General features: G+C 67.5%; 18 protein-coding genes. 5 read left to right on the forward strand and 13 right to left on the reverse strand.

Annotated elements, in window-relative coordinates; genetic code table 11:
* Positions 1-1,936: 1,936 nt before the first annotated feature.
* The 3 genes from IPI67_24705 to IPI67_24715 all read right to left on the reverse strand — a co-directional run bounded on the left by IPI67_24705 (position 1,937) and on the right by IPI67_24715 (position 3,216).
* The gene (locus tag IPI67_24705; protein ID MBK7583377.1) at positions 1,937-2,281 is read right to left on the reverse strand and encodes a hypothetical protein; all 345 of its coding nucleotides are present in this window, start codon (positions 2,279-2,281) and stop codon (positions 1,937-1,939) included.
* A gap of 25 nt (positions 2,282-2,306) precedes the next feature.
* A complete protein-coding gene (locus IPI67_24710; GenBank protein ID MBK7583378.1) occupies positions 2,307-2,792 on the reverse strand; it encodes a hypothetical protein in 486 nt (161 codons plus the stop codon).
* A gap of 145 nt (positions 2,793-2,937) precedes the next feature.
* On the reverse strand, positions 2,938-3,216 hold the full coding sequence (locus IPI67_24715; GenBank protein MBK7583379.1) for a hypothetical protein: 279 nt from the start codon (positions 3,214-3,216) through the stop codon (positions 2,938-2,940).
* 134 nt (positions 3,217-3,350) lie between these two features.
* On the opposite strand from IPI67_24715, the gene IPI67_24720 reads away from it, so the two are divergent.
* Both IPI67_24720 and IPI67_24725 read left to right on the forward strand, forming a co-directional pair.
* Positions 3,351-3,626 (forward strand): hypothetical protein, encoded by a 276-nt coding sequence (locus IPI67_24720; GenBank protein MBK7583380.1) that lies wholly within the window; start codon positions 3,351-3,353, stop codon positions 3,624-3,626.
* Between the two features lie 943 nt (positions 3,627-4,569).
* Positions 4,570-4,857, forward strand: coding sequence for an IS110 family transposase (locus IPI67_24725; protein ID MBK7583381.1), 288 nt, complete (start codon positions 4,570-4,572; stop codon positions 4,855-4,857).
* Here the strand turns inward: IPI67_24725 and IPI67_24730 are convergent.
* Positions 4,766-5,026 carry a transposase gene (locus IPI67_24730; protein ID MBK7583382.1) on the reverse strand — a complete coding sequence of 87 codons (261 nt, stop codon included), beginning with the start codon at positions 5,024-5,026 and terminating at the stop codon, positions 4,766-4,768. The two genes, IPI67_24725 and IPI67_24730, sit on opposite strands and share 92 nt — an antisense overlap.
* 29 nt (positions 5,027-5,055) lie before the next feature.
* On the reverse strand, positions 5,056-5,436 hold the full coding sequence (locus IPI67_24735; GenBank protein ID MBK7583383.1) for a hypothetical protein: 381 nt from the start codon (positions 5,434-5,436) through the stop codon (positions 5,056-5,058).
* 58 nt (positions 5,437-5,494) lie between these two features.
* Here IPI67_24735 and IPI67_24740 point away from each other — a divergent pair, with 58 nt between their 5' ends.
* Positions 5,495-6,361: a hypothetical protein gene (locus IPI67_24740; protein MBK7583384.1), complete on the forward strand. Its 867-nt coding sequence runs from the start codon at positions 5,495-5,497 to the stop codon at positions 6,359-6,361.
* A 1,209-nt stretch (positions 6,362-7,570) separates the two neighbouring features.
* Here IPI67_24740 and IPI67_24745 read toward each other — a convergent pair.
* From IPI67_24745 to glnE, 6 genes are all read right to left on the reverse strand, one after another.
* A complete protein-coding gene (locus tag IPI67_24745; protein ID MBK7583385.1) occupies positions 7,571-8,368 on the reverse strand; it encodes a transposase in 798 nt (265 codons plus the stop codon).
* Entirely contained in the window at positions 8,365-8,664 is a 300-nt protein-coding gene (locus IPI67_24750) for a hypothetical protein (GenBank protein ID MBK7583386.1), read from the reverse strand. The genes IPI67_24745 and IPI67_24750 overlap by 4 nt, the downstream gene beginning before the upstream one ends.
* A complete protein-coding gene (locus IPI67_24755) occupies positions 8,645-8,896 on the reverse strand; it encodes a hypothetical protein (protein ID MBK7583387.1) in 252 nt (83 codons plus the stop codon). The genes IPI67_24750 and IPI67_24755 overlap by 20 nt, the downstream gene beginning before the upstream one ends.
* 161 nt (positions 8,897-9,057) lie before the next feature.
* Positions 9,058-9,801: a DDE-type integrase/transposase/recombinase gene (locus tag IPI67_24760; protein ID MBK7583388.1), complete on the reverse strand. Its 744-nt coding sequence runs from the start codon at positions 9,799-9,801 to the stop codon at positions 9,058-9,060.
* Between the two features lie 478 nt (positions 9,802-10,279).
* Positions 10,280-10,453 (reverse strand): hypothetical protein, encoded by a 174-nt coding sequence (locus IPI67_24765; protein MBK7583389.1) that lies wholly within the window; start codon positions 10,451-10,453, stop codon positions 10,280-10,282.
* A gap of 76 nt (positions 10,454-10,529) precedes the next feature.
* Complete coding sequence (glnE, locus tag IPI67_24770; GenBank protein MBK7583390.1) at positions 10,530-13,415, reverse strand: bifunctional [glutamate--ammonia ligase]-adenylyl-L-tyrosine phosphorylase/[glutamate--ammonia-ligase] adenylyltransferase; 2,886 nt, start codon at positions 13,413-13,415, stop codon at positions 10,530-10,532.
* Between the two features lie 83 nt (positions 13,416-13,498).
* Between glnE and IPI67_24775 the strand changes: the two genes are divergently transcribed.
* Positions 13,499-14,173: a metallophosphoesterase family protein gene (locus IPI67_24775; GenBank protein ID MBK7583391.1), complete on the forward strand. Its 675-nt coding sequence runs from the start codon at positions 13,499-13,501 to the stop codon at positions 14,171-14,173.
* 65 nt (positions 14,174-14,238) lie between these two features.
* Here the strand turns inward: IPI67_24775 and IPI67_24780 are convergent, their stop codons facing one another.
* The gene (locus IPI67_24780; GenBank protein MBK7583392.1) at positions 14,239-15,600 is read right to left on the reverse strand and encodes a hypothetical protein; all 1,362 of its coding nucleotides are present in this window, start codon (positions 15,598-15,600) and stop codon (positions 14,239-14,241) included.
* A gap of 34 nt (positions 15,601-15,634) precedes the next feature.
* Positions 15,635-16,036: a hypothetical protein gene (locus IPI67_24785; protein MBK7583393.1), complete on the reverse strand. Its 402-nt coding sequence runs from the start codon at positions 16,034-16,036 to the stop codon at positions 15,635-15,637.
* A 75-nt stretch (positions 16,037-16,111) separates the two neighbouring features.
* Between IPI67_24785 and IPI67_24790 the strand changes: the two genes are divergently transcribed.
* The gene (locus tag IPI67_24790; GenBank protein MBK7583394.1) at positions 16,112-17,053 is read left to right on the forward strand and encodes a calcium/sodium antiporter; all 942 of its coding nucleotides are present in this window, start codon (positions 16,112-16,114) and stop codon (positions 17,051-17,053) included.
* Positions 17,054-17,061 lie beyond the last annotated feature (8 nt).

Below are 17,061 nucleotides of genomic sequence, written 5' to 3' on the forward strand. Positions count from 1 at the left end.
GGGCATTTGAACTGCCAAAACCCACCAAGCCGGAGTACGCGCTCGACGGCGGCTTCCCGGGTCGAGATCACCTCCCGACCCCGACCCCCGGCGCCGATTAGGCTCGCCGGGCGCCGATTGGTCGCTCGCCAGGTCTCTGCCGAGAACAAATCACGCCCTCGCCAAGCGCGCGCGACACACACCTCCGCCCCCAGCGGAGTCGCCGGTCGCCTCACCCCCCGAACCCCATCCCCAATTGCTCCAGGCCCGGACGGGGACTCTCGCCGTGGGCGGCGCTCTCGAGGCCGTCCTCGTGCTCCGCAATCAGCCGCGTGATTGGCGCGCGGCTCGTGGCGACCTCCGCCCACCTCATCGGGCCGAACACGCGGGCACGTCTCGACATCGGCCGCGAACACGTGCGCCAGCAACCACGCCCACCGCTTCCGCCCGACCGGCGGCATCGTCCTTCTCGCCGAGCAGCTCGAGGCTGATCGCCTCGCGAGCGGAGGTGGCTTACTGACAGGCCGCATCCACGGGCGGCGAGCGCGACCGGGGCCGGCGCGCGATGGTGGCTCGAGCACCCGGAATACCGGAGCATGTGAAGCGTGGAGGCGGCACGGCCGCCGCCAACCGCGCAATCAGGTCCGTAGGGGTTCGAGCACGGCGCGCGGGTGCCGTCCGCCACTCCTTGAAGATGAGCTCGAGCCTGCCGTCCTGCCGGCGCTCAGGCGGTCCTGCGCGATCGGAGGGCGCGTGATGTATTTGGCGAGCCCGCTCCACTCGTCGCCCGTCCCCGGCCGTCGATGACCTGCGCCGCATGCAAGTTGATGCCGCGCCTCCGCGATGGGCGCATCCGTCGCGTCCGCGGCACGCGAGCGCTCGGGCAACTCCCGCCGGCACGACCAACCGCAGGCGGCTTGCCTGCGCTCACCGCTCACGCCAATGCCTGAGGCTGCCGCCGCGTAACACGCAGCCAGCCCCGGCTCGTCAAAGCAGAGCTCCGGCAGCTCCTGCTCACCGGGCTCGGGGTCAAGGAGGCTCCGCCCGTGCGCTGAGGATGCTCTCGATGCGGCCGCGGTGCGCTGCGACCTGCCGCGTCCGCGTGCGTGGGCGCGTCGAGCTCCGGAACTCGAGCGGCGCGCGGGTCGCCGTCCGCGTGCACGTAGACGCCATCGAGCACCAGGGCGTGGAAGTGACGTTGAGCCGGAGCGCTGTCCCGTCCTCTGCACAGCGACCACGGATCCAGGTGGCAGCTTGCCACACTCGCCAGCCGAGAGCTCGCGCTTCGCGCGCCAGCGCAGCCAGGCGGTCCACCTCCGCCATGAACGCGCTCACCACCTCGGAGCAGAGCTTGCGGTCGTGCCCGAAAGCAGCAAGCGCAGACCCCAGGGCAAAGCGAGATCCAATGACGGATGGGCACGCGCGGCAGCACCGCCTGCTCAAGTGCGCCGCGGTGTCGGCCATCCGGCGGCCCAAACAGGATGGACAGAACCCGCGCTTCTTGCAACTGAGCGCGACGAACCGAGTACCCGCAGTCACGACACGCAAGGTGCAGGCAGCCGTGCGTGCGGACATACTACGGTTCCTTTTTCTTACCGTTGCGCATTCCGGTCAAAGAGGTCGGTTTGGGGCGCGTGATCTGCGGAAGAAACGTCGATTCGCCAGCACTCGCGGTTGCGCACGACAGTGCGGACCGCCCGAGCTTGCCCTGCTTGACCAGATGGGCAACGAGCGACTTTGCCAGGCCAGGCGGCGTGCCGCCTTCAGCCCGACCCAGTTCTCCGGCGCGGAGCCGCTGGTCAGGCGACGTCGAACGTCTTCGGTGAGCACGATCCGCCAGGCCGTTTCGGTGGCTTGCTGCCCCGACAGCGTGCCGTCGCGGAGCCAGCGATGGATGGTGTGCATTGAGACGCCGAGCTCGCGCGCGGCCCGATCGGCGGTGAAAGGGCCTTCGCGCTCATCGCGCGGTTTGGGGAGTTGGACACTTCGGGATCTGGTGACTGCCACGAAGCGACAGGACGCTCGACTTCGTGAAGGCGCGTCCCAGGCCGCTCTTGTGCCCTTGCCGGTTGAGGATGCCGGCGATCTGCACGTCGTCGAACTCCGTCGCCAGTTTGCGCACCAGCTCGATGATCTCCTCAGAGGTGGCGTGTGCACGAGGACCCTTTGAGCGGTAACGGACGAGGTCACGATCCGTAACCGCACCTCCCTTCCACACGATGCGCAGCAGGTGACGTTTCTCGTCGCTCTTGACCTGCACTTCCTCGATCAGCGCACGTAGCAGGCGCTTGCGATCGCGCACGGTCGTGCTCGGTGCGCTCCATACCTCATGCAGGTCTTTTCCGAGCTCCTGGGCGCGGGCAAGCTCTTCGTCGCTCAGCGGACGCTGGGTCCTGCGCGTCCGCGCCGCTTGCGCGCGCAGCGCTCCGAGCCTCGACCAGGCGCTCGTTCCAGCGCCGCTCGAGCTCGCGGGCCACGGTGCGGTTTTCGGGCTCTACTGCCAGGTACTGCCGCTCCGCACGCTGAGCCTCGTACTCGGCCTTTTCGATCTGCAAGTGCCAGGAGCGCTCTGTCGCCTCGATTTCGAGCCGCAGCGTTTCGCCCGCCAGCGCCGCCGCTTCAATCCCGGCAGCGGCCGACACGTCGAGGAACGCCTCGACCACCAGCGCTTCGATGCGCTTGCCGCCAATGAGCTGGCAGTCCTGCCCTGCGACGGCGGCGAGCGGACGCGAGCAACGATACTGCAGCGTCCGAACGGCGCGCTCACCGCCGTGGTTGACGTACATGCGCCGGCCCCAGTGCCCACCACGCATCAGGCCCTGCAAAACCGCTCGACATCCACGCGCGGCTCCTTGGTGAGCTTCGTCGGCGGGGACTGGAATCACGCTGTTGGCGCGCAGGCTCTCCTGGTTTTGAGGAACGTTTCGAAAGAGATGTATGCCGGATGATGGTCCTTGATCAAGACGGGCCAGTCGACCATCCCCGCCGCCCTCGCCGCAGCGACAGCTTCTGCGTCTGCGGATCGAGCTCGCGCAGGGTTTCGCTGCGTCCGAAGACGAAGGCGCCGCCATAGATCGGGTGGCGCAGCATGTTGTGGATCATCCGGTAGCCGACCGGAACCCAGACGATCGGATGCGACCTCGGCAACATGCGACGCACAGGAAACGGCAGGCCTTGCTCGCGCCACCACAGGTACACCTGACGGCCGGCACCAGCTCCCTCGAACTTGTGGAACACGCGGTGCACGGCGGCCTGAACTGCCTCGTCGCTCGACATCTCGAGCTGCCCGAGCTCGTCGAGGTCGTAGCCCGCCGGCGGATCGTGAACGCTTCTCCGCGGCGGGCCTTACTCCAGCGCGCCTCGACCATCCGGTGCACGGCGCTGTCACGCTCGAGCTCACTCACCTGCCCGCGGATGCCGAGCACCATGCGGTCGGCGGACGACGACGGGTCGTACACGCCGTGCTCGTCGGCGATCAGCGTACCCGTCCAGCGACACAGGTACACGAGGTGATGCCAGTCGGAATCGTTGCGCGACAGGCGCGACACCTCGAGGCTCATCACGATGCCGACCTCGCCGCGGGCAACGGCGGCCACCAGCCCGCCGAAGCCGGCGCGTGCTCCGGGCAGCGCGCCGCCTTGCCCTGATCCTCGTCGATGACGAGGACGCGCCCGCGGCTCCACCCAGCGCGAACGCCTCGTCGGCGAACGCGTACTGCCGGCGCTGGCTTTCGAGGTTGCCGCGCACCTGCTTGAGCGACGACTGCCGCACGTAGACGAAGGCCAGGCGCGCCTGATGCTCGACTCGTACCTTCAGACGATCCCCATTCGATCCACTCGGTCCAGTCTCATCGATCTCCTCCTCGCTTCTTTCACTCTTGCTCGTCCGACGGGCAGCAGCGGCGATCAGCCGCGACCACACGGCGACGGCTTCGCGTCGGCATTGTTCCGGCAGTCGCTTCCACAACGTCGCGAGCCCGTCACCTCGCAGGTCGAGCGTTGTCTGTTTCGGCATGCGATTCAGGGTGAGTGCAATACTGAGTCTGTACGTGCTTACCCGTGCTCCAGCTGCCCGCAGCGCAGGTAGGCCTCGAACTCTTTCACCACGAAGCGCGGCAGGCCGCCGTGCTCGTCCGCGCGCTCGAGGAACGCCGGCCAGTGCTCCGCCACTGTCTGGTAGAGCAGCGTGCTCTCCGGTCGATGCCGGACGCGCGAGGGCTCGGGACGGGTGTGTGCGGGGTGGCCCCACGACGGCGCTATGGCCAGCGGCGTGCCCCCCCGGAAGGCCGATGTTTCCTCGCAAAAATGCGCGGACTCGGGGTGGCGAACCTGCGGCCGCCGGCGGCGATCGCCACCCGTCACGACCCGCCGCGCCCGAGCTCCCTCCGCGATCACCCAAGCCCGCGCCAACAAGTCCGGCGCTCAGGCCCTTCCGCTTCGCTGCGGCCAGGCACCGCCGCGGCACGCTCGTCGATTTCGTACAGCTCTCCGATCCAGCCGAGCGCGAGGTGCGCCTCGGGATGATCAGGCGCAGCCTCCTCGAACCGTCGGAAGGGCTCTGGGCGCAGAGCTCTCGGCCCTCGAGAAGAAGATGCACGACGAGACGAGCACCATTCCCGAGATTGCGCGGCTCACTACGATCCCGGCAGTCGGCGAGCGGGTGGCGACGATGATCCACGCATGGGTGGGCGACGTGCGACGCTTCCGGAGCGCGCGGGAGCTCGCTTCCTACGCGGGCCTGGTCCCATCGGTGTGGCAGAGCGACAAGGCTCACAGGACCGGCGGAATCACGAAGGAAGGCTCGGCGCAAGTTGCGTGCGGACCCAAGCGCGCATCGACTCGGTGTCCATCGCGCCGCGCAGGACCATCGGCGCCGTGACTCCCTCTTCGCGAAGTGCAGCGATTACCGAGTACGTCTCCCACCGTCCGGCAGGCACGTCATCGACGACGCGCTCGCCGCGTGGGCCCCAGGCGTGGCTGCGCGTCAGTGCGAGATTCACGCCGCTCTCGTCGATGAAGACCAGCCTGCCGGCGGGCCATCTGCGCATGCGGCGCTGAAAACGCTCCCGCGCTTCGACTACATCGGGGCGGTTTCTCTCCGACGCGTAGAGGGACTTTTTTTTAGCGTCAGGTCCATGCGTCGGAGCTGCCTCCACATCGTGGTCTCGCTGACACCCACACCCGTCGCGTCCGCCAGCAGTTCGCACAGAACGGCGAGGGTCGCGTCCGGGTGCTGCGCAACCAGCTTTCGAAGCCTTCGCTCGTTCTTGCCCTGCACGAGGCGCTCCTTCCCCGGCGCCTTGCCGGCCGCGACAACCCCGGTGCGGTCTACCTTCAGTCGGAGCTTGCGCACCGAGCTGGCGCTGATCTTGAACCGCTTCCCAACCTTCAGCGACGAGGGCTCTTCGACAAGAGCCCCCAAGATCCGCTCGCGCAAATCCAAAGACGTCAGTTTCATGCAACATCGTCTATCAGGTGTTCCCGATCATGGAAAGCCGCTGTAACGTCTCGGGGACATGCCTGACAGCGCTGGCCCTGCGGCAAAGATGCGCGGCGCGTGGGGCGCCGCTGGGGTCGCGATGCTCCTCGGCATTGGGTTCACGGCTAGACCCGCACACGCGCAAGACTCATCTTCCGAGCGCCACGCCGGTGTGATCGTCGGCGTTGGTCTGGGCGTGGAACGTAGTGATGTCGTTCGAACTGGCGCCGCGAGAGATACCGGCCGACACTGGGGTCTCGTCGGAATTGGACGGATCCTTTCGGAAGACCCTCGCCAGTCGTCGAGCTTCAACGCCCGGTGGTCGTTCGGATTGGGCGCGGACGACAGTGACGGGGCAGCGGGCGAGCTGATGATGAGTGGGACCTACGGTCTCTTCGTCGCGATCGATCGTCGCTGGCCGGTCCATGGGTTTCATGCTCGAGTTGGGCTCGATGGCTCGCTCAGCGCTGATCCGAGGCGGCGGAACCATGATCTTTCACTGCCCGTCGGCGAATTCGGGTACGGGCTCTACTCACGTACGGTGGTGAGCGAAGTCGGCGGCATCGGCGCGCTGGAAGTCGTCGGCTTCGATTCCCTCGCGTTCGACGGCCGGGCTCGTTTCGAGGACAAGCGATCGTTGTCGCCTGTCTTCGGGGGTCGGGCGGCCATGTTCACGGAGGCACTCGGGTTCGAAATGCGCTTCCTGCGAATCGCAGCGAGGCGCGGGCGTGCAATTCATCAGTTCGACACTCTGCTATGCGGAGGCAACGGGGGCTTCGGCTGTATCAGATTCCAGTCGACGAACACGGGAGGCTTCGAGAGTCGTCACGGAGGGTTCGCCGTGCTGGTCGTGGGTGGCATCGGCGTTGCTCGCGCATCCGATTGGCCTGCGCGTAGACGCTGAAGCGAAAGAGCGGCATCCGGGCACGCTGTCCCCTGCGGCCGGCATCAATAGTCGCGTTCGACCGGCTTGATCCTGAAGTCGTCCGGGATCTCGTCCGGGCGAGCGTCGTAGCAGGCCGTGGTCGATGGCTCCACGGCCTTGTTCATTTGCTGCCAGGCGCCGCACTCTTCAGATGTCGCAGCGCACATGACAAAGCGGTATCCGCGCTCACCCTGGGAATGCAGTGTCTCCTGGAAACAGTACGCGACTGATCGGGTGAAACACTGTCCCTGGCAACCTGCTTGCGACTTGATGCATTGTCGTGCGTATCCGTTGCTTGCCTGGCGGCAGTAGAAGTTCGTTGAAGGCGGGGCCTGAGCTGAGCCGAATGGGGCGGGCGGCCGTTCCATGGTGGACTCCCGGTGGCGTTCCTCGGAGGCGCCTGGCCGTGCACCCGACTCGCACCCGGCCGCGACCATTGTGCAAGTCGCCACGACGACCAGTTCGACGGGCTTCAGGCTGCGCAATGTCTTGCTCCTGTTCCATCTGCCGGCGCACCGGCGCTGCTCACTGGTCCCCGGGGTGCGCCACGTGTGGTGCGCTCGTCAAATCCGGAGCGTGGTCCCATCGGCTAGCACCGACAGCTCGGACTTGCCGTGCCGTCACAACACTGCACGCGACCGCCAGAGCAACCGCAGACACCGTCGTGGTGCGAGCAGCAACCTCGACCCTCGGGTGCCGGTTCCCGCTCAGCAGCGCTCACTGGCGCGAAGCCGATCCAGATTGCCGATGCCGCCAGTGTCGCCGTCAGAGCGCATAGGGCATTTGAACTGCCAAAACCCACCAAGCCGAGAGTACGCGCTCGACGGCTTCGGGTCGAGATCACCTCCCGCACCCCGACCCCCGCCGCCGATTGGGCTCGCCGGGTCCTCTGCCGAGCTCGATCACCCTCGCCAAGCCCACGCGACACACACCTCCGCCCCCAGCGAAGCCTTCGGTCGCCTCACCTCTCCCCGAACCCCATCCCCAATTGCTCGGGCACGCGGACGGGGACTCTCGCCGTGGGCGGCGCTCTCGATCCGAGGCCGTCCTCGTGCTCCGCAATCAGCCGCGTGATGGCCGCGCGACTCGTGGCGACCTCCGCCCACCTCATCGGGCCGGAGCAACTCGGGCACGTCTCGACATCGGCCGCGAACACGACCCTTGGAAGTCCCCGACGGGGGACGTGCGCTAACAACCACGCCCACCGCCTCCGCCCAACCGGCGCATCGTCCTTCTCGCCGAGCAGCTCGAGCTGATCGCCTCGAGCCGGAGGTGGCTTGTGACAGGCCGCATCCACGGGCGGATTGGGCACGACGAGGGCCCGGCGCGATGAGTGGCTCGAGAGCACCCCGAAATACCGGGCATGTGAAAGCGTGGAGGCGGCACGGCCGCCACCAACCGCGCAATCAGGTCGTGGGGCTCGAGCACCAGCGCGCGGGTGCCGTCCCGCCACACCTTCTTGAAGATGAGCTCGAGCCTGCCGTCCTGCCGGCGCTCGAGGCGGTCCTGCGCGATCGGTGGGCGCGTGATGTACTTGACGAGCCGCTCCACTCGTCGCCGATCTCGGCCGTCGATGACCTGCGCCGCATGCAAGTTGATGCCGCGCACCTCCGCGATGGGCGCATCCGTCGCGTCCGCGGCACGCGAGCGCTCGGGCAACTCCGCCGGCACGACCAACCGCAAGAGCGGCTTGCCTGCGCGATCACCGCTCACGCCAATGCCCTGAGCTGCCGCCGCGTAACACGCAGCCAGCCCCGGCTCGTCAAAGCACAGCTCCGGCAGCTCCTGCTCACCGAGCTCGGGGTCGAGGCTCCGCCCGTGCGCTTTGAGGATGCTCTCGATGCGGGCCGCAGTGCGCGCTGCGACCTGCGCCACGTCCGCGTGCGTGGGCGCGTCGAGCTCCCGGAACTCGAGCGGCGCGCGCGGGTCGCCGTCCGCGTGCACGTACACGCCATCGAGCAGTTCACCGTCGAGCTTACGCTTCACAGTCTTGGGTTTCGTTCACGGGGAGCGCCCCAGACGGAGAGAACATGAACGACGCCCTTCGCCTCGTCCACCCGGAAGTAGATGTGGTTCAACGTGCGGGGCATCAAGATCCGTCGAAGGTCAGGACGTTTCGAAGTCGGCCATCGGACGCCGGCTGCGGTCGTGCTCCGGATGTGCTCGAAGAGTTCCTCCAGCTCGTCCGTGAAGAGACTTGGTGCCGCTGGCCGGTTCTTGACCCACCACTCTTCGAGCCGGTCGGCCTGTCCTTGAGCCCGCTTACCGACTCGCAGCTTCACGTTTGGCTCGTAGCTGGGCGATGAACTCGAAGCCGTCCATGTGGTCGCCTCGCTCGAAGTCTTCGACCCCGTCCTCGATGGCCTGGAGCAACCGAGCCTTCTCCTCTGGGGCGAACTCTTCGTCGTCCATGACGACCAGCTCGACCTCTCTGCCTTCCGGCAGATCAGTCGGTTCGTCGAGAACGAGACGGCCGTTCTTCACGTGGGCCTTCAGGGCGTGCATCGGGTTCAAGATTACTCCTTCCTGGTCGAGTCGTCGAAGATCACGGACATCACAGCCTCGTTCGGCTTCTTCAGCGTTGGGGTTGCTTCATCGGGATCGCTCGGAGGGATTCGTCACGCTGGCCGTACCGGCTACCTCGCCTATCCGGAGCGTGAAGCGCGTCGTCACCGTCACGCCGCTCGCCGGTGGTCGTGATGCAGTCCGTTCAGGACGGGGCGCGCAATCACCGCGCCGCCCCCCGCGGCCGCGGTCGAGCACCCAGCGGGGACGAGCTGACCGATCCCTTGATGGTTTCGGCCCCGGTCGAAGTAACCCGCGTACTCGACGAGAGTCTGGAACAGGTGATGCTCGCCGAGCACGATGACGTGGTCGAGGCACTCGCGGCGCACACTACCCAAGAAGCGTTCACAGAAAGAATTGGCTTTTGGGGCCCGCACAGGTGTCTTTAACACCCTCGTTCCGACGCCGCGAGCGACGCGGTCGAATTCACCTCCGTACTTGTCGTCGCACTCCTTCGAGTATCGCGAAGCGCGTCGATCTCGAATGATGAAGCGAGGCCCGACGCCAAACGCCGTGGCGTTGCGGAGCTGCTGCGCAACCCAGCTCGAGCTCGGGTTGCTCGTCACCCCCACGCTCACGATCTTGCGCGACCCAAGCTCGATGATGAAGAACGCGAAGAGCGGCCGGAACCATATGTCGTAGGTCTGGATGAAGTCGCACGCCCAGACTTGGTGCATGTGATTGCGTTGGAAGGTCGCCCAAGTTTGGCCCGACGGCGGGCGCGGTCGCGCCGACCGCATGTACTTCTGCACGGTGCGCTTGGCGACGCGGATGCCGAGCTTCAAAAGCTCGGCTCGGATGCGCTCCGCGCCCCAGAGCCGGTTGTCCCGCGCGATTCTCTGGATGAGCTCCACGGTTTCCGCTGCGACCCGCGGTGCAGCGGCCCTGGGGTGGCGTGACTTCCAGCGCCAGAAGAGTCGAACCCCGTGACGATGCCTGCGAAGCACGGTCTGTGGCTGGATCAGAAGAATGGCGCTCTGCCAATGGCGAGCGAGACTTGCCAGGAGGACCATGAGCCCGCGCTCGTGCGCCTTGAAGCTTGGGCGCGCGACCGATCACCCCGTCGGGTGCCACGAAGCGCGTCGCGCGGCGACGATAAGTTGCTGGCGCAGAAGGGTGTTCTCCCCCTCCGGGGACTTCCCGGGGTCGTCCGCGATGAGCTCCTCGCGCGACCGGAACGCGTCCTCGACGAGTCCGACGAAAAGAGACGTTGGCCGCGTCGTCGCCCGAACGGCGGAGTGCACCCTTCGCACCACGCCGGCGACGACGCCTCCAGCCCATCGAGCAAACACGGCCAGCACACGAGGGATTGTCGTGATACCGGCGCGCTGTTCAAGTCTTGTTCGCCTCCGATTTCCGGGCGATCATTCGGCGGATACTCGAAGTAGCCAACACAGGTGGAGCCACGAGCTGATGGCGCAGCGCGACGATCTCGAGCGCGACGGCTTGGCGAGATCGCAGGAACGACAGGATGGAGTGGAGCAGCGCAGTCAAGACGGCACGCATGGGCTTCCGAGTCTCATCCCTTGGCACGAAACTTCAAGGATCACGTGGCAGACCGGGTTTTCACCAGGGACAGCGCTCAGCGACCTGAGAGCACGCGTTCGTACGCGCCGCGCACGGCTTCCGTCACGTCGCGGTAGCGCGCGAGCAGCTCGTCGACACCCGAGCCGAGCGGACTGTCGTAGAGTCCCATGCGCCGTGCGAGTTGGGCGAGCCCGGGCGAACGCGCGTCGAGCACCGTGGCACTCGTGCCATGGAGCACGTGGATCCGCTGCTCGATGCGGCGCAGGAACGAATAGGCTTCGCGCAGAGTCTCGTACTCGGGGCGCGGCAAATAACCGAGATTTGCCAGCGCATCGAGCCCCTCACCCGTATCCGGCGTGCGAACACGCGGATCCTTGCCATGTCGCATCTGCAGCCACTGGGTCGCGAACTCGATGTCAAGGAGGCCACCCCGGCCGGTCTTGAGATCGTAGTGACCGGGTTTCTCCCGGCCGAGCTCGACCTCCATGCGCGTCCGCAGCCGCTGCATGTCTTCGATGGGCGGCGCACCCGCCTCGTATGCCGCCCGCACCGCAACCTCCACCGTCGCCGCGACCAGCGCCGGATCTCCAGCGGCGCCGCGAGCGCGGATCAGCGCCTGACGCTCCCACGCCGCACCCGAGGACTGCACCGCCGGGCCCCCGTCGTCTCTCGACACTTGCACGCCGTGATAACGCGCGAACGATGCCAGCGAGGTGACCAACATCCCATGCGTGCCGCTCGGGCGCAGCCGGGTATCCAGCTCGTAACCCGGTCCCGCCGGATGGGGCTCGCTGATCAGACGGATGATGCGCTGAGCCACCCGCACGAAGTACTCGCCGGGGTCCTTGCCGTCGGGAGCGTGCGCCGGGTCGTACACGAACAGGACGTCGAGATCGGAGCCGTAGCCGATCTCGCGCCCGCCGAGCTTGCCCACCGCGATCACGGCGAGGCCGCGGGGCTCGTCCCCGAGCTCGAAGCGGAGCGCGCGGTCGATGACGTCGTCCGCCAGGTTGGAGAGCAGGCGGGTTGCGTCCCGCGTCGTGAGCACGCCAGCCAGGTCGGCCACTGCGACCTCCACCATCACCTGGCGCTTGGCCCGTCGCAGCGCCCGCACGAAGCTGTCGCGGCGCTCGAAATCTTCCGCGTTCACCCCCGCTGCGATGGCGGCAAGCTCGGCGCTCACCGCCGCCTCGGGACGCGGCTCACTGTCTCGCCCGAAGAGCACGATGTCGGCCAGCTCCGGCCGGCTCACCACGGCATCCGCGACGAAGACGCTGGCGCCGATGACCCAGAGCAGACGCGCGAGTGCGCGGGGATTTTCGGCGAGCACCTTGACGTAGGCACCGGGGTTCGTGAAGCGGCCGAGCAGCGAGCGCAGGGTGCGCGCGGCTTGCTCGGGATCCGGCGACTCCGCGATCCCATCCAGCAAGGGGTCGGCGAGCTCGGGGTGACGTTCGCGCGTGAGCACGCCGAGCAACCCGTCAGGGCGCCGGGCGAGGGCCCGTAGGTGCTCCGCCGTATCACCCGGGCCGAAGCTCTGTTCGACGAGCTCGTTCAGCGACGGGTCCCCGAGATCCAACTTCTTGAGTAGAGCGTGGTGGCGCGAGAGCGGCGGCGGTCCCCCGGGCGAGAGGGAACGAAAGAGCTTGCTCACTCGCGCACGGGCCAGGTCGAGCTCCTCGCTGAGCGCGGCGGCGCGTTTGTGGTCGAGCGAGCGCGCGAGCACCTCCATGTCCTCGGCTTGTTCCGGAAGGTTGTGCGTCTGCACTCCGGTCATCCACTGCACGCGATGTTCGACCCGACGGAGCAGGCGATACGCACCGGCGACACTCCGCATCTCGCGGTCGCTCACCAGACCCCGGGCGCGCAGGCGATTGAGCGCGGGCAGTGTACCCGTGACCCGCAGGCTGGGCTCCTGACCGCCCCAGATCAGCTGCAGACTCTGGACGAAGAACTCCGCCTCGCGGATGCCGCCCGGTCCGAGCTTCACGTCCCGCGCCGGGTCCGTCGAGAGCTCCGCGCGCGATTGTTCCACCAGCGCCGAGAGCGCACCAGCAATGCTGGGATCCACCTTGCGCCGGTACACGAAGGGGCCGATCAGCTCCCGCTCGACGAGCGCTCCGAGCGCAGCGTCGCCGGCCACCGGTCGGGCACGCAGGAGCGCAGCACGCTCCCACAATCGCCCCCACGTTTCGTAATAACGCTCCGTCGCCGCCACGCTGTTGACGATCGGCCCCTGAGAGCCCTCGGGGCGCAGCCTCAGATCGACGCGCCACACCAGACCGTCCGCCGTGGGCGTTTCGATCGTCGCCACGGCGCGCCGCACCACCCGCGTCCAGAAGTCGTGCAGCGAGAGCTCCCCCGCACTGCCCTCGTCGCTGTCGTAAACGAAGATGAGATCGACATCGGAGCCAGCGTTGAGCTCCCGACCTCCCAGCTTCCCCATGCCGAGGCAGAGCAGCGCGGCCGGCGCCCCGGTGTCGAGTCGCGGCTCACCAAAACGCGTGGCGACGTGAGCCCGCGCCTCCGCCAGCGCGACCTCCAGCGCCGCTTCCGCCAGGTCACTCAGCTCCGCCGCAGTGACATCGATGCTCGCGCCACCCATGTCGGGCGGCAGCAGCTCCCTCAGCGCAATGCGTGACTTCTCGCTCCAGACCGCGCGGCGGAGGCGGGACTTTACCTGGTCGGCATTCGAAAGGTCACCGACCGCCCCGAGGATGCGACTCAGGAGATCGGCACGCTGCCGCCGCCCTCGCCAGCCCGCCCGCGCAATTTCGTCCAGCGCCTCGACCTGCCAGGTGAGCGCCGGGCGCAGCGGGGGAAATGCGGTGGAGAGCAGCACCGCGACCGCGCGCTTTCTTCCGAGCTCGTGCTCGCGGCTCCGGGCGCGAGCTTCGTCGATGCTTCGGGCTCGGACGAGCAGGCTCTCGGACGACTCCATCGGCGCCGCCGAATTAGCACGAATCGCCCGAGGCTTGGCGGGTGACCGGTGTTTGTGACCTGTTGCGCCCGGACTTGCCGTGAGTGATCCGATCGTGGGAAGACTGGGGCGGCGAGCCGAGCATGCGATTTCTGTGCGTCTCCGACATTCATGGTCACGCGAAAGCGCTCGCGGCAGTGCTCGAGTACGCGAGCGGCCTGGGATTCGATCAGGTGCTGGCCTGTGGGGATCTGCTCTTCCCCGGTCCGGATCCGCTCGGTGTGTGGAAGCTGCTCATCGAACACAAGGCGGTGTGTGTCCAGGGCATTGGTGACAAGGCCCTGGCGCGGGTGGATCCGGACAAGCTGCTTGGCACGACCGAGACGGAGCGGCGACGCATTCAGCGCTTGCGGGAGGTGCACCAGGAGCTGGGTGAGCTGATCATCGCGCGCGTAGCGAAGCTCGCGCCCACGGCCCGCATCCCGGTGGAGAACGCGGACGAGATCCTGTTGATCCATGGCTCACCGGTGGACCTGACGGAGTCGTTTTCACCCGAGATGAGCGACGACGAGATGAACGCGCTGGTCGGCGACGACATGGCCGACATCATCGTGTGTGGTGGCAGCCACATTCACTTCGAGCGGCGCCTGCCCGACGTCCACATCGTTGGTGTCGGCAGCGTGGGCGAACACCCCGGCGGTGTCGCCAGCGCCGCACTGCTCGAGACCAGCTCGATCGGCCACGACGTCCGCCTCCTGACCGTCGATCTCCCAACCTGAGCCAAACCCACGTTCGCTCTGCCGGCTTCCCGTGAGATCTCTGGCATGGCTGCCCGTCCGCGGTCTCAATCCGTACACGGACGACCCACGAGCAGAAGCTCACTCTTGCCCGCCGGACGCTGATCGATGAACACCGCCGCAAACCCGGGGCGGACCAGCGGGTGAGCGCGGAAGCCGCCGCTGAATTTCCCCTCTTCGCCCGAGTGCGGCAGGCTCTCGAACTTCTCCGCCGCCCAACCAGCGCGTGGCTCTCGGTGGAGCAAGGTCGCGCGTCCGTCGAAGCTCCACACCTGGTAGTAGCGTCGGATCTCGCGGTCCGTGGGCGAGTGCATCATGCCGTGGCCTACGGTTTGCTCGACCCAGAGCGCAGCGTCGGGCAAGGGTGCAACCTTCCGCTCCTGAAAGCTACTGGACGGGAGTGTCTCGGGCGCACCCAGTCGAAGGGCAGCCGTCACCGGCGCGAAGCGTGAGCGCCCCTTCTGGGGCTCGTACAGCAGGCCCGGGCGGCCGCCGAGCTCGATGTGTTCGACCTTCGGACACTCGGCGTCGAGTGAGATCCGCCGCTTCGATACCTTCCACGAGGCAAGATCGATCCCCCAGAGGTCGATCCCTGCTTTGGTCGAGAGCGCGACGATCCAGCGATCACCTTGGACCCAGTCTGACCAACCGCAGGCGTCGTCGAACCTTCCGAGCTTCTGATAGCCGCCGTCGCTCAAGCCGATGAGCTCGACGGGCACCGCGAGCCCCTCGGCGCTCGCCGCTGCCACACAGCGCTTGTGGCGGCAGGCTCCGCTCCAGGCGGTCATCGGCACGACCGGGCTCGTGCGCTGACCGTCGGGCACTGAATGGAGCGCGGTCTCGCCATGGTACCGCGGCGGCTGCTGGTCGTAGTCGACCATGTATCGACCGAGCAGCGCGCGTTCGCCGTCGGATACGAACGCCTTCAAGGTCCCCGCGTGTGCGAGGCCCGGCGCCGGTTGAAGCCCACCGACACTCGGTGCGTCCGGGTTCGATAGATCGACGCTGACCCAGCTCGGGCTCTTGCCATCCACGAAAAAACGCAGTCGCGAGCTCCCTTCGCGGGCCATCTGGGAAGCCCCAGGCGGAAGCCGAGTCTCGACCAGCTCACCGCTCGCCCCGAGCTGGACGAGGCTCACTGCATCGTTTGCCAAGCGCGCCAGGTAGAAGCTGCGCGAGGCGAGCTCGACCACGTGACTCAAGTTGCCGAGCGGGGTGTTCGTCGCCTTCGGGCCGGCAACCGCGCAGACTCGAAGCAGGTTCTTGCCCGCTCCGTTCGCGCTGCCCGCTTCCGCCGCGACGGGCTCAGCCCCGTCCACCCCGACGGCTCGCGGACGGCGGGCGTCGGGACCGCAGCTCGTGCCGATCACCAAAGCCAGGCCAAGGGCGCTCAGTCTCGCGCGCTGCACCGCACGCCGACCCTGAGCAAGAGGTTGCCGAGGTTCACGGCGCGTCCTTCTGGCTGAGCTTGGTGCCGGATGGCGGCAGCGCCGCGAGCGCCTCGGCCGAGCAGCGGTAGACCCGCCCCAGACCGTTGAACCCCGTACATTTGTTGTTGGGCGGTTCATTCTCCAGGATCACGACCAGATTGCCGCCGCGTTTTGCGCTGAGACGCCGCATGCGCACCACCACGTCGTCGTTGGACACGGCCGGTTGCCGTTCGTCCGTGACGAACCAGTCCCGCCCCACGCTGATCTCCTCGACGAAGTCACACGCCGGCTCCAGCTTGCCCTCGACGTAGCGCACCCCGGCCGCCTCGGGTGTCAGCGATTGCCGGGTCGAAATGCACGCGCAGAGCCCGACGAGCGGGAGCGCCGCTGCCCAGATCCTTCGCTTCGGTCCCACGAGCGGAACCTCCGCTCGCCGCGCGGCGCCGTCAATGCTTGCGCCGTCAAGCCGGGCCGCGCTCTGATTGGGGGGTTGACCACCTACGTGCTGTTCCTGGCGCTCGGAGGCCTGGGCCTCTACCTGGGCGCCGAGTGGTTGGTGAAGGGGGCCTCCGGGCTCGCTCGCACGATGGGCGTCAGCCCACTCGCCGTTGGCCTCACCGTCGTGGCCTACGGCACGTCGATGCCCGAGCTCGCGGTCAGCACCGTCGCCGCCGTGAACGGCAGGGGCGCGCTCGCCATCGCCAACATCGTCGGCTCGAACATCGCCAACATCGGACTCATCCTGGGGTTGACGGCGATCATCTCGCCGCCAAAAGTTCAGACCGGACTGATGCGGCGGGAGCTGCCTCTGATGATGTTGAGCACCGCCGCGTTGCCGCTGTTGCTGTGGAATGGCGGGATCGGGCGCATCGAAGGCGCACTGCTGCTCTCCGGAGCCCTGATGTTCACCTGGGTGACGCTGCGCCGAGTGACACCGAAGGACGCTCCACTGCACAGCGAAGCCGAACCCGAGCCGCGCGAGGGCAAGCTGGTGCTTGCGCTCTACGCGGCCCTGGGGCTGGGCGTGCTGCTCGGCGCCGGCAAGCTGTTCGTCGACGGCGCGGTCGGGCTGGCCCTGCGCTTCGGGATGAGTGAGCGGGTCGTGGGGCTCACCGTCGTTGCGGTGGGAACGAGCCTGCCGGAGCTCTCGGCGTCGTTGGTCGCGGCGCTGCGCGGGAAATCGGAGCTCGCGGTCGGCAACGTGCTCGGCTCCAACATCTTCAACGTGCTCCTGATCCTGGGCATCGCTGCGCTGGTGCGACCCGTCGCTGCTCCGCTCGCGAACATGAGGCTCGACTTCTTGGTGCTCGGCGTGCTCACGGTCGTGTGCGCGGTGAGCATGAGGACGGCCCGCCGCATCCAACGCGCCGAAGGCGCGCTGATGGTGAGCATCTATGCAGCGTTTCTGCTGGCGCTGGCGTTACGGCGTTGAGCGACGCT

This window comes from Myxococcales bacterium (assembly GCA_016706225.1).
In the GTDB taxonomy this organism is placed as follows: Bacteria; Myxococcota_A; Polyangia; order Polyangiales; family Polyangiaceae; genus JADJKB01.